Here is a 220-nt window from a genome sequence, read left to right as displayed (position 1 = left end):
GTAGCGCGGTGGTCCCACCTGACCCCATGCCGAACTCAGAAGTGAAACGCCGTAGCGCCGATGGTAGTGTGGGGCCTCCCCATGCGAGAGTAGGGAACTGCCAGGCATTAATTTAAGACTCATTCGTGAGTCGTGACCTTTCAGGTGACACTGAAAGGGCGAAACACCCGAAGTCAGAACGGTTTTCTGATTTTGGTACAGAATCGGTGGAGCGGTAGTT

Annotated in this window: 1 rRNA gene; it reads left to right on the top strand. The window is 54.1% G+C overall.

The features are described 5' to 3' along the window. Positions 1-106: ribosomal RNA gene (gene rrf, locus WFP70_RS26735) — 5S ribosomal RNA — on the top strand; the annotation flags it as partial. Between the last annotated feature and the right edge of the window lie 114 nt (positions 107-220).

The sequence above is a fragment of the Pantoea sp. USMM079 genome, from assembly GCF_037153115.1.
Classification (GTDB): Bacteria; Pseudomonadota; Gammaproteobacteria; order Enterobacterales; family Enterobacteriaceae; genus Pantoea; species Pantoea communis.
Note: the sequence above shows the minus strand (reverse complement) of the source record. Positions and strands in the feature narration are given on the sequence as shown.